Below are 12,988 nucleotides of genomic sequence, written 5' to 3'. Positions count from 1 at the left end.
TTGTATACAATATCCCTTTTTGATAAGTTAGCGCACACATTAATAAAAATAGAGACCAAAAATGAAACTAACACGCGCTACTTCTCTGTTATTAACAGGGTTACTTGCTTCGGGTTGTGCATCGACAAGCAACGAGCCAACAGCCACGCTTTTAAAAAGCCCTATCACAATTAACACACAAGCTTATTGGCAATTAGGTTTAACCAGCAGTGACTTTGATGCCCTAGTCACCAATTTAAACGCTGGCGCCGACATTAATGAAACCCTTTATGCCCTGCGCGGTTTTAGCTATTTTGGCAATACGAAGAATTTAACAGCTGAGCAATTAACAGCACTAGACAGCGCGTTGTTTGCCCGTATGCAAACCATCGCTAAAGACGACTATCGCGCCATCGAAAACTACGCGGTAACGCTTTACCGTTATTACTACTTTGATGATTTAAAAGATAAATTAGCTAAACACTTACCTTTATTACCAAATGTAACACTAAACAACTCAAGCTCGCTTGCAGCACAATATGCTAAGTGGGAACAACTTCGTGCTATCGGCTTTTTAGCATTTGAAGCACGCAGTAAGGATGAGATTAAACAAGCGGTACTTGCACAAACTAAGTGGCAGCAAGAATTACTCGACTTGCTTCAAACCGACAACAGCTGGCAGCAAGCGCACGCGGCTTGGGCACTTGGTTACATCCATTATATTTTAGATGATGAAGCAGCTGAAAAAGCACTTGATGAAAAAGTGTGGGCAGCACTTGAGCAAAACCCAAACACAAATAAAGAGTTTATCTTTTCACAGCGTTATTTAGTTAATAGCTTCCGCGGTAAATCAGCTTGTGATGAGGAGTTTAAAGGCCGCTGCAGCGAAGTAACACTGGATGATGCCCTGCCAATTAACCATAAGTGTTCAGATTCGCTGTTTATTCGCGCACAAACTTTGACTACCGAGCAGCTTAATATCAGTTGTGAGCGTTTAATTTCGCAAGAATCACATTTCCATGACGTATACGCCACCAACCGCCAGCCTGTGCCTAACGATTTTAATGAAGCGCTGCGTGTTGTTATTTTTGATAACTACACAGGCTACAACCAGCACGGCCAAATGATTTTTGATATCAGCACCGACAATGGCGGTATGTACATTGAAGGTAAGCCGAGCAAACCAGGCAACCAAGCTACTTTTTATTCTTTTAAAGCATTTTGGAAAGAAGATTTTTCGGTTTGGAACCTAAACCACGAATACGTGCACTACTTAGATGGCCGTTTTAATAAATACGATGGTTTTGGCCACTTCCCTAGCCACTTAGTATGGTGGAGCGAAGGTGGTGCTGAATTAATTGCACAGGGTAAAAGCAATGACCGCGTAAATAAATTATTGCACGAAACAGAGCAAGCAAAATGGCCTACTTTGCGTGAAGTCTTTGACACTACCTACCAAGATGGTTCAAAACGTGTTTATCAATGGTCGTATTTAGCGCACCGTTATTTATCAGAAAATGCTTTAGATGATTATCGTCAGTTAGCGCACTTTTTACGTACTGACTACTTTGATGGCTACAGTGAACTACTTGACAGTTTAGTGGCGAAACACAGCGATAAGTTTGCAGACTATTTAGCTAGCTATAAGCAAACCAATCCACACCAAGAAGCGGCGCAAAAAGAAAAGCCAAATAGACTATATCGTTATTTATATCGAGATTATTTAATGCCTAAAACGCTTAAAATTAACGCCGAGCATAATCATATTTTATAAAGGCAAAACAAACTTTTATTGAGCAAAAGTGCTTGCTGAGTTACATTTGTGTTAATTTCTAATAACACACGGCTAGCAAGCGCTTTTATGCAGTATTCATCGGGCGACAATGTAGACGCAATTACCACCAGAGCTAATCAGTTAAGTATTATTAACGAGTTTGCCTCGTCGCTCATTCGTATTGTTGATCTCGACGAGCTCTACGACTATGTGACGCATCAAGTAGTTAAACGCCTCGGTTTTGATGAGTGTTCCATTTTTATCGCCGATTTAGAAAAGCAAATACTCAACCAAGTTTCGTCCATTCATAAACACAATGATATTGAAAACGAACAGCTCGCAATTTCGATTTCAGAAGGTATTTGTGGCCATGTGTTTGAAACCGGCTGCGCCGAAATTATTAGCGACGTATCACAAGACAAACGTTACTTAGATATTAGCGGCAACGTGCTATCTGAAATATGTGTACCATTAGTTTACGACGGCCAAGTACTTGGCGTAATTGATTGCGAACACCCTGAAAAAGACTACTACACAGCCGATCACTTAAGTATTTTAACAACTGTTGCGTCCATGCTTAGCGCTAAAATTGATCAATGCAAAACGGTTGCCAATCTTACCGATACTATAAATCAACTTAACTACGCACAGCTGCTTGAAAAAGGCATGTTGCAAATTGCTAACTTAAGTTCAGATTCGCAGACTATGGACAGTTTTTATACTGGCCTGCACGACATTGTTAAAACCTTACTGCCTGCCGAAAATTTGTTTATTGGTTATTACAATAAACAAACCCGTGGCTTAGAAATTCCTTACATTATTGAGCATGGCGTCGAGCGTATTACGTTAAAACGCTTTAGCAATGCACAAATACAAAAAACCGCATCGGTTTATGCTATCAATAAGCAACAAGCCGTGCTGATCAATGGCGATGAATACCAACGCCATATTGATAACGGTGACTTTGATTTAATTGGTGCACAACCTAATTCTTGGCTTGGTGTACCGTTTGAATTAAACGACGAGCTATCGGGCATTATTGTGGTGCAAAGTTACAACCACAGCGTTAGCTACACCGAGCATGATAAAGACTTATTAACTTATATTAGCCAACAAATTCGCCTTGTAATTAATCGCGTTTTTGCAGAGCAAGCATTGCAACACAAAGTAATGCATGACGAACTCACGGGCATTGCCAACCGTGCGTTGTTAATTGACCATTTAACCCTTGCGATTAACGCACTTGGCCGCAGTAATAACCCTAAAATTCATGCCCTGCTCTATTTAGACTTTGATCGTTTTAAAATGATTAACGATACTTTAGGCCATCAAGTCGGGGATAAATTTTTAGTTAAGATCTGCAACATTATTGGTCAATGTATTCGCGAAACCGATACCTTTGCACGCTTAGGTGGCGACGAGTTTGCTATTTTACTGTGTGATATTTTTGGCGCTGAAGACGTTACACCTGTAATTGAGCGCATAAAGCTAGCGCTGAAAGATCCTATTTTAATTGATGACCATTTACTGCAAGCATCAACCAGCATTGGTGTTGCCTTTGCCAACAAAGACACCGACGAAGCCTATAAAATTTTGCAGCGAGCAGATGCCGCAATGTACCAAGCAAAATCACTTGGCCGTGGCAAAGTACAGTTTTTTAACGACACTATGCGACAAAAACTGAAAGGCGCAGCACTATTAGAAAGCGATATTCAAAGTGGTATGAATAAACACGAGTTTGCGCTTTTCTATCAGCCTATTTTTACCATTCAAACGGGCGAAATTATTGGTTTTGAAGCCTTAGTGCGTTGGCATCACCCTGAGCGTGGGTTTATTTCACCTGCTGATTTTATTCCACTAGCAGAAGAAACCGGGCAAATCCTCGCCCTTGATTTACATATTTTAGAACTTGCGGCAAAACAATTACGCCTTTGGCACGGCACATTACCCGAAGACTTTAAAGTAACCGTAAATGTATCGTCTAAGCATTTTTCAACGTTAGAGTTTGCTGATTTTATTCAGCGTCTTTACTTTGAATACAAATTGCCATTAGGTAGTTTATGCATTGAAATTACTGAATCGGGGCTAATTGAAAACCTTTCCCTTGCGACAGAAATTATTGAAAAGCTGAAAACCTGTGGCGTAAAACTGTGTTTAGATGACTTTGGTACCGGTTATTCGGCACTCGGTTATTTGCATCAATTACCTATTCATATTTTAAAAATTGATAAAAGCTTTATTGATAACCTTAACTGTGGCGAAAACCACCCATTGGTTGATGCTATTTTAACGCTTGCCAGCGCCCTTGAATTTGACGTGGTAGCTGAAGGAATTGAAACACAAACCCAGCTCGATGTACTGAAACAAACTAAATGCCAATATGGCCAAGGCTTTTTGGTAGCTAAACCTATGCCTGCAAAACAAGCTTTTACCTTTTTAACCACAGGAAAACTGAGTTAATCCAAACTCAGTTTTCCTACATATCACACGTGACTTAAGCGAGTTCTTGTCTGAGCTCTTTTGCTGCGGTTACCATGTTTTTAAGTGCTGCTTGGGTTTCTTGCCAGCCACGGGTTTTTAAACCGCAATCTGGGTTTATCCAAAGACGTTCCACCGGTACTTTTTTCGCTGCCTCTTTCATCAACTGTTTAATCCACGTTACCTCTGGAATATTCGGGCTGTGAATATCGTAAACGCCAGGCCCTATCTCATTTGGATAATCAAAATCTTCAAATGCGTTAAGTAATTCCATATTTGAACGCGACGTTTCAATCGTAATGACATCTGCATCCATATCGGCAATCGCCGCAATAATATCGTTAAATTCTGCATAACACATATGGGTGTGAATTTGCGTGCTGTCGCTTACGCCAGATGCCGATACGCGAAACGCATACGCCGCCCAATTTAAATAGTTTTGCCACTTTGATGCTTTTAAAGGCAACCCTTCACGAAATGCAGGTTCATCAATTTGAATAATGTTTATGCCCGCTTTTTCTAAATCAACCACTTCGTCGCGCAGCGCCAACGCTATTTGATTGGCGATGATTGGTTTTGCGAGGTCATCGCGGATAAACGACCAAAACAAAATCGTCACAGGACCTGTTAACATGCCTTTCATCTGTTTATTAGTGAGTGATTGTGCATATTCGCTCCAGTTAACCGTCATTGGGTATTTGCGACTAATGTCACCCCAAATAATCGGTGGTTTAACACAACGTGAGCCATAAGACTGCACCCAGCCAAATTGTGTAAACGCAAAGCCTTCGAGCAATTCGCCAAAATACTCCACCATATCATTACGCTCTGCTTCGCCGTGAACTAACACATCAAGGTCCACAGCTTCTTGCTGTGCAACAGCATAAGAAATTTCATTTTGCATTTGAGCCGTGTAATCAGCTTCGCTAATATTACCGGCTTTAAAATCGCGACGCGCCTCACGGATAGCCGTTGTTTGTGGGAAAGAGCCGATAGTAGTCGTTGGTAAAATAGGTAAACCAAGCGCTTGCTTTTGAACCAACTGACGTTTAGCAAAAGGGCTCGTACGCTCACCATCTTGCTTGGTTAGGCTATCAAGGCGTAACTTCACAGCGGCATCGTTTACACGCAGCGATTTAGCACGCGCTTTCACTGGCGCTGAATAGTCAATGAGTGAAGTTATATCCCCCGACAGCAAGGCCTGTTTCAATAACCATAATTCGTGCCCTTTTTGTTTTGCAAATGCAAGCCAGGATTTAATTTCACTATCAAGCGTTGATTCTAAGGCTAAATCAACAGGCGTATGCAACAACGAACACGAAGGCGCTAACCAAACATGCTCACGTGATGAAACGAGCGATTGTATTTGGTTGTAAACCGCTTCGAGATCCGTTTTCCAAATATTACGGCCGTTGACAACACCTAAAGACAATACTTTGTCTTTAGCTATGCGCTCATTAATGTTCTCTATATCTTGCGCTTCGGCAACCAAATCAAAATGCACGCCGTCTACTGGGTACGCTGCAATATCATCTAGGTAATTTTCTACTGAACCAAAATACGTTGCCAGCAGCAGCTTTACACCTTGTTCTTGCAGTTTATTAAAACTGGCTGTAAGCGCATATAGGTATTCTGGCGTTAGTTCTAACGCTAAAATAGGCTCATCTATTTGCACCCATTCAACACCTAAATCAGCTAATTTACTCAATACATGTTGATACGCTGTCAGTAGACGTGGCAGCAGGGCCAACTTATCAAATTCGCCGACAGTTTTTGCCAAATGCAAATAAGTTACCGGACCAACCAATACAGGTTTCACCTGATGACCGAGCGCTTGCGCTTCTTTTACCTGATCAAATAGCTCTGTAAAGCTAATTTCAAATGTTTGATTTTCAGTCAGTTCAGGTACGATGTAGTGATAGTTGGTGTTAAACCACTTGGTCATTTCACTTGCAGCGCATGCACAGCCAGACGGAGCTCTTCCGCGCCCAATACGAAATAAGGTGTCTAAATCTACCGTTTGTGTTTCATTTTGGTGACGTGTTGGTACCACGCCGAACAGCAAAGAGGTACTAAGTACATGGTCGTACCATGCAAAATCCCCTACAGGCAACAACTCAACCCCTTGGCTTTGTTGTAGTTGCCAATTGTCTTTGCGAATTGCTTGTCCTTGCTCTTGCAGTTCTGTGAGTGAACTCTCATTTCGCCAATAGGCCTCAACCGCCTTTTTAAGTTCGCGCTTTTTCCCGATACGTGGAAAACCTAAGTTGTGAATTGTAATTGCCATCTTGATATCCTTTTTACTTAAGACGTTTAGATGGCTAAATATTAGTGGTAAATTTAATTCAACAAAATCGCAAGTTTTTCCAATTTAACTTGAAATAAATTAATACAAAATAGAAAAGTAAAGTTTCACATATAAACCAAACACAGATTGACAGCGCTATCATAATCTATACATATATATAAAATAGAAATTTATTATTAAAATGACGGCGATATGTACAAATCAACATTGAAACATGAAAAATAAACAGCTAGTATCAAATCTCTCTCACGGTCGTTCAAGTTTAATATGAGTATTCCTAAAGATGATTGATGTAAAACACCTTAAAACCATCGCAACCCTTAAAGAGACAGGGTCTTTGGTTAATACCGCACGAGAGCTTTTTCTAACCCAATCTGCTTTATCTCACCAAATCAAAGATTTAGAAAACAAACTCGATTGCCAGTTGTTTGAGCGTAAAACACACCCCGTACGTTTTACCCCACAAGGTATGTTGTTGTTAGAGCTTGCTAACGATGTACTGCCAAAAGTGGAAGCAACCAAATGCAGATTAAAAGAAAGCTTAAACCAACCTATCTCGCAATTGCGTTTAAGCGTTGAATGCCATGCATGTTTTCATTGGTTATTGCCAACAATTAAAGAATTTAATAACTTTTGGCCAGATATTAAGGTGGATTACGAGCGAGGTTTTAGCTACGACGCCATTCCGGAGCTGTTAAACGATGAGTTGGATTTAGTTTTAACATCGGATATTCGTGAAACAGAGCGCCTTGAGTTCGCACATTTATTTGATTTTAAGTTAAAGCTAATTGTCAGCCCAGATCATCCGCTCGCTAAAAAAGCGTATGTAACCGCGCTTGATTTAAAAGACGAAACGATTATTTCGTATCCGATCCCACGAGAAAGACAAGATATTTTTAAGCACTTTATTCAAAATGCGCGTTTCGACGGCACCTTAAAAACTGTCGATCAAGGCCTGCTTATTTTTCAGCTTGTAAGCGCCGGTATGGGTGTTGCCGCTTTACCAGATTGGTTAGTAACCCCTTATGAAAGCCAAGGATTAATTAAGTCAATTCCATTAGGTGCGCTTGGTTTATCACGCCCTATGTATTTAGCAATGAAAAAAACCATGAGCGACAACCCAGTTTATCGCCACTTTTTAAATACCTGTAAACAAAAAAAGGGTTAGCACATGCTAACCCTTTTATCCATTTAACTACAAATTAGCTTTCTAGTTCTTCATTAATTTGCTCTTCGCCACTTAATAACATTGCAAGCCAGCGCCCTTCTTCACTGTTTTCAAGGGCAATTTTCACAACCATGGTAAGCGGTACAGACAGCAACATGCCAACCGTGCCAAGTAACCAGCCCCAAAACAATAATGATAAAAACACGACAAGTGGTGATAAGCCTAAGCCTTTACCCATAAAGCGCGGCTCAATCATATTGCCCATTACGGTGTTAATTGCCATGTAACCAATGCCAATTAAACCTGCAACGCCAGGTCCTTGCAGTACAACAGCCAGTAATACCGCCGGAATTGCCGCAATGATAGAACCAATATTAGGGATATAATTTAAGAAAAACGCCAACACGCCCCACAAAATAAAGTAGTCGATGCCAAATGCCCAAAGCATTACCGTAACCAAAACACCGGTCGCTAAACTAACCAGTGTTTTGATAGCGAGATACGAATTAACCGAGTCTAAAAATAGGTCGATTTGTTTTTGCTTCATATCGGGATCATCAAGGGCTAAATGCACTTTCTTACCGATGTAAGGCGCTTCAACAAGCATAAATACAACGGTTAAAATAATTAAAAACAAGTCAGCCATTACGCCACCAACACCCGCGAGTGTATTCGCAGCAAGGTCGATAAGTTTGCCGGGATCTAAAAACGACATAATGCGATCTTTATCGATCAAAATATTATACTCAGCCAACATGGTTAATAAGCCTGAGAACTCGGTTTGTAATTGCTCTTTATACACGGGAACATTTTGTGAAAAGCCATTAACCGATTGACCAACAAGCCCTGCCAGACTGACCACAATTAACATAATTAGTAAAATAACCAGTGTAATTGCTGCGCCTTTTGGTACGCGATAACGTCCCATTAAATTAATCAACGGACTACAAATAATGGCAATAAATACGGAGAGTAAAAACGGAACGACAATTGCGCTTGCTAATTTCAAGCCGGCTAAAACAACGATTAAGGCCGCAAAAATCAATAAACTTTTACTGGCACCAGTAAAATTGGGCTGAACCATAGCTATCCTTAGTTCGTATTATCACTTTGTTCTAATTAGCGCTATGCTACATTATAAGCGTGGCAAATAGGAAGCTATTTGATTTATCTATGAATATTTTAATCACTGGGGCCACAGGCCTAATTGGCTCACACTTGTGTAAGCACTTAGCAAACCATCATAAGTTAATGGTGCTTACCCGCAAAAAAGAAAAAGCGTTTACCATTTTGGGACACCATGTAAATGCGTTTGAAACCCTCGATGATATTGACTTTAACCAGCTAGATATTGTGATTAATCTTGCCGGCGAACCGATAGCCGATAAACGCTGGAGCAAAGCGCAAAAACAAAAAATTGAATCTAGCCGCTGGCACATTACTGAACAAATCACCGACAAAATTAACGCAGCAGATAACCCACCACATACTTTTATCTCGGGCAGTGCCATAGGCTATTATGGCAGACAAACCGAGCCGGTTGATGAACAGCATAACCAACCTTTTGATGAATACAGTCATTATCTTTGTAAACAATGGGAAACGCTTGCCAATAAAGCGCAATCGGATAAAACCCGCGTGTGCATTTTGCGCACCGGTGTGGTGCTGGCAAAACACGGTGGCGCACTGAAAAAGATGGTACCGCCGTTTCAGTTTTGCCTAGGCGGCCCTATTGCAGATGGTACACAGCAAATGTCGTGGATCCACATTAACGACATGGTAAACATTATTCTGTTTTTAATCGAAAACAGATCGCTAAACGGTGTGTTTAACGCAACGGCGCCTAATCCGGTTTCGAATAATCAATTCTCCGAAAGCCTGAGTGAAACGTTAGAAAAACCTAACTTTTTTAGAATGCCTGAATTTGTATTGCGATTAATATTTGGTGAGATGGCTGATTTACTAGTATTTGGTCAAGCAGTTAAACCAAAAGCGCTGCAAGACGCAGATTTTAAATTTCATTTTCCACATTTAAAACCTGCCCTTGAAAATATATTAGGTGGGCGATAACGCCCACTTTTTTATAGCGCCCTTACAAGCCCTTGGGTGTTTTTTCGCAGCGTTTTTGCCACTAAACTATAGCCAAGCACAGCTACAAATAAGGCACCAACTACAGGCCCGTAAAGCCACATTGTTGGATGCAAATTACCAATTTGCTCAAACATACGGTACTGCACAACGAGCAATGCAATATCGCTAAACAGTGCTGCAGCAATGCCAGCAAATAAACCCAGCAATACAAATTCGTAAAGTACCGCATTTTTAATAAGCTTGGCTTTAGCACCAAGGGTTCGCAATATCACCACTTCTTGCATACGGTCGTGCAAACTTGCCTGCACTTGCGACACCAATACTAACGCACCGCAAATCACCACAATAATCAGTACAAAACTAATGGCCGTTGCCACTTGGTCGATAGTTGAACGCACCTGCTTTATCATTGAATCTACATCAATAATGCTCACACTAGGGTGATTGCGCACCAGTTGCTGCAACGCACGTTTAGATTCGGTCGGTGTGCTAATGGCAGAAATATACGTTGCCGGAAATTGTGACAGCACTTTAGGACTTAAAATAATAAAGAAGTTGGGCTGCATGGTAGACCAGTTCACCTCACGCAGGCTGGTAATTTTGGCACTAAAACGCTGTGAGCCAATTAAAAACTCAAGCTCATCGCCAATTTTCACACCTAAACGTGCTGCCATAGATTGCTCCATGGAAAGCTCGTTGGCATCTGGGTTTAACCACTCACCTTCAACAATTTCATTGTGTTTCGGCAACGTATCACGCCATGTTAAGTTAAGCTCGCGACCAACACCCGAACGCGCTTCTTCATCGCGTTTTTCGTTTTCTTGCGCCGATACAGAACGTGCTACTTGCTCACCGTTAATGCTATTTACGCGACCGCGCACCACAGCATAAAAATCGGTTTGCTGAATATTGTTTTCGGCTAAGAAATCGGCGATATCACTGCGTTCATATTCGCTAATATTTACCAAAAAGCCATTTGGCGCGTTTTCAGGTAGTTGCGATTGCCAATCGGCAATTAAATCGTTCTTCATTACCACTAAAAATAAAATAAGTTTAATTGCTAGCGCAAAGCTGATCACTTGCACCGCATTGGCGTTTGCGCGTTTTTGTAGTGACGCAATTGCCAAAGACCAGCTATTACTTGGCTTTAATCCCAATTTACGTGACGAGGTAAACAGTAGTCGGCTTAAACCAAATAACATACCCGCTAAAAGCGCACACGACACAAACATAATGCCCGCAATCACAACACTGCGACTAAATAAACACATCAAGCCAAACACGGTAAGTGTTGCAAGTAATAAATGCAGTTTTGATACTTTAAGGGTATCCCCTAAATTACGGCGCAACACGCGCATTGGTGGAATATCAAATAAGTCCATTAACGGTTTAAGAGAGAACATAACGGCGCAGATCAAGCCGGTAAAGGTGGCCAGTCCAAGCGGCCAAAGTGATGCTGGCGGCAGTGCTTTACCCATTTTTTCACTCAGCACATCGATTGCGATAACTTGTAAAATAAAACCTAGCAACAAACCAATAATGACTGAAAACACAGTCACTAACAGTAAATGCACAATGTAGATATTACGAATAGTCGTGCGCGAACCGCCCAGTGTTTTCATCATTGCAACGGGGTCGTACTGACGCTCACAGTAGCGCCTTGCAGAAACGGCAATTGCTACCGCCGCAAGCATAATACCGAGCAAGCCTGCCAGTAATAAAAAGCGCTCAGCGCGGTTTACTGAATCAGATACTGGACCTTGGCGATCTTTTACGCCATACCAACGTTGGTTTTCAAGCAATTGCGGTTTGAGCCAAGCGTAATAATCATTAAGTTGCTGCTCGGTGCCGGCATATAAATAACGATAAGAAACGCGGCTACCCGGTTGGATTACTTGTGTTTTTTCAACATCGGCGATATTCATTAGTACCCGACGCGAACTTGAAAAAATCGCAAATGGTGCATCAGGCTCTTCAGCGAGGATTTTTTCTGCAATGAAATTGGCTTCACCAATTTCAACCACGTCCCCTACTTCAATATTTAAGCTGTAAAAAACCGTATCGGATAACCATATATTGCCAGGCGCTGGGTGCGCATCAGTAACATACTCAGGCCCTTCAAAGCTGTCTTTAAGTTTTAATTGGCCTTTTAGTGGGTAGCCTTCGTCGGTTGCCTTAATGTACGCTATTTGCATTTCATCATTGGCAAACAGCATGCTATCAAAACCATACCAAGTGGCCGTTTTCAGGCCATCATCAATCGCTTTTGTGAGAAATTCTTGTGGTAGTTTGTGGTTACTTTGCAAACCACGGTCAGCGGCAATAAATTCACTGCTTTTTTGATTGATAGAAAGACCGATGCGATCAGTGATTGAAGACAATGTCATTACCGTCATCACAGCGAGCGCAATCGCCAATAAAATAATATTGAGTTCGCCTCGTTTTAATTCTTGGCGAAATAATTTAAACGCTAATTTAGCCCACATCAGCCTGTACTCCGATACGGTCATCGATTAATTGGCCTGCATCAATATGAAGTGTGCGTTGGCACTTTTCAGCAAGGTGTTCATCGTGCGTAACCAATACTAAGGTTGTGCCGGCGACTTTATTTAAATCAAATAAAAGTTCTTCAATGATGCGGCCATTTTTGCTGTCAAGGTTAGCCGATGGTTCATCTGCGAACAGTACCTTAGGTTCGCCAATATATGCGCGCGCAATCGCAACGCGTTGCTGCTCACCGCCCGATAATTGCGATGGAAAATGATGTAAACGGTGTGAAAGCCCTACTTTTTCAAGCAGTTCTTTGGCTTTTTCTTCAGCGTTTGTTTCTCCTGCAAGCTCTGCCGGTAGCATTACGTTTTCAAGAGCAGTAAGGCTTTGTACCAACATAAACGATTGGAAAATAAAACCGACGCTCTTAGCACGCACCGCTGCACGCTGCTCTTCATCTAAATGATGTAATGGCTCGCCATCTAAAAATATTTCACCTTGAGAGACACTATCAAGGCCCGCAAGTAACGCAAGCAAGGTAGATTTACCTGAGCCCGATGCTCCGACAATCGCAATTGACTCGCCCGGCTTGACATTAAAACTGATGCCAGAGAGGATAGTTAGGTCGCCATCAAGTGTTGCGACAGTTTTTTCAAGGTCTTTGACCTGAATCACATTCATTTGCGAAAGCTTATTCATA

The 12,988-nt window shown here is 41.5% G+C and carries 8 protein-coding genes; 4 read left to right on the top strand and 4 right to left on the bottom strand.

Annotated elements, in window-relative coordinates; genetic code table 11:
- The first annotated feature begins 61 nt into the window (after window positions 1-61).
- Together AC2IOM_RS10155 and AC2IOM_RS10150 are read left to right on the top strand one after the other, a co-directional pair.
- Window positions 62-1,753, top strand: coding sequence for a collagenase (locus AC2IOM_RS10155; protein ID WP_486358278.1), 1,692 nt, complete (start codon window positions 62-64; stop codon window positions 1,751-1,753).
- 87 nt (window positions 1,754-1,840) lie between these two features.
- On the top strand, window positions 1,841-4,213 hold the full coding sequence (locus AC2IOM_RS10150) for a GGDEF domain-containing protein (RefSeq protein ID WP_010559885.1): 2,373 nt from the start codon (window positions 1,841-1,843) through the stop codon (window positions 4,211-4,213).
- A 34-nt stretch (window positions 4,214-4,247) separates the two neighbouring features.
- On the opposite strand, the gene metE is transcribed toward AC2IOM_RS10150, so the two are convergent.
- Window positions 4,248-6,518 carry a 5-methyltetrahydropteroyltriglutamate--homocysteine S-methyltransferase gene (metE, locus tag AC2IOM_RS10145; protein ID WP_486358277.1) on the bottom strand — a complete coding sequence of 757 codons (2,271 nt, stop codon included), beginning with the start codon at window positions 6,516-6,518 and terminating at the stop codon, window positions 4,248-4,250.
- Between the two features lie 304 nt (window positions 6,519-6,822).
- Between metE and AC2IOM_RS10140 the strand changes: the two genes are divergently transcribed.
- The gene (locus AC2IOM_RS10140; protein ID WP_010559883.1) at window positions 6,823-7,707 is read left to right on the top strand and encodes a LysR family transcriptional regulator; all 885 of its coding nucleotides are present in this window, start codon (window positions 6,823-6,825) and stop codon (window positions 7,705-7,707) included.
- A gap of 34 nt (window positions 7,708-7,741) precedes the next feature.
- On the opposite strand, the gene AC2IOM_RS10135 is transcribed toward AC2IOM_RS10140, so the two are convergent.
- A complete protein-coding gene (locus AC2IOM_RS10135) occupies window positions 7,742-8,791 on the bottom strand; it encodes an AI-2E family transporter (RefSeq protein ID WP_010559882.1) in 1,050 nt (349 codons plus the stop codon).
- Window positions 8,792-8,880: 89 nt separating this feature from the next.
- Here AC2IOM_RS10135 and AC2IOM_RS10130 point away from each other — a divergent pair, with 89 nt between their 5' ends.
- The gene (locus tag AC2IOM_RS10130) at window positions 8,881-9,777 is read left to right on the top strand and encodes a TIGR01777 family oxidoreductase (RefSeq protein WP_486358276.1); all 897 of its coding nucleotides are present in this window, start codon (window positions 8,881-8,883) and stop codon (window positions 9,775-9,777) included.
- Between the two features lie 11 nt (window positions 9,778-9,788).
- Here AC2IOM_RS10130 and AC2IOM_RS10125 read toward each other — a convergent pair whose 3' ends face one another.
- Both AC2IOM_RS10125 and AC2IOM_RS10120 read right to left on the bottom strand, forming a co-directional pair.
- The gene (locus tag AC2IOM_RS10125; RefSeq protein ID WP_486358275.1) at window positions 9,789-12,284 is read right to left on the bottom strand and encodes an ABC transporter permease; all 2,496 of its coding nucleotides are present in this window, start codon (window positions 12,282-12,284) and stop codon (window positions 9,789-9,791) included.
- The gene (locus AC2IOM_RS10120) at window positions 12,274-12,987 is read right to left on the bottom strand and encodes an ABC transporter ATP-binding protein (RefSeq protein WP_486358274.1); all 714 of its coding nucleotides are present in this window, start codon (window positions 12,985-12,987) and stop codon (window positions 12,274-12,276) included. The genes AC2IOM_RS10125 and AC2IOM_RS10120 overlap by 11 nt, the downstream gene beginning before the upstream one ends.
- Window position 12,988: the final 1 nt, after the last annotated feature.

It is taken from the genome of Pseudoalteromonas sp. NS-SX12, assembly GCF_057367955.1.
Note: the sequence above shows the minus strand (reverse complement) of the source record. Positions and strands in the feature narration are given on the sequence as shown.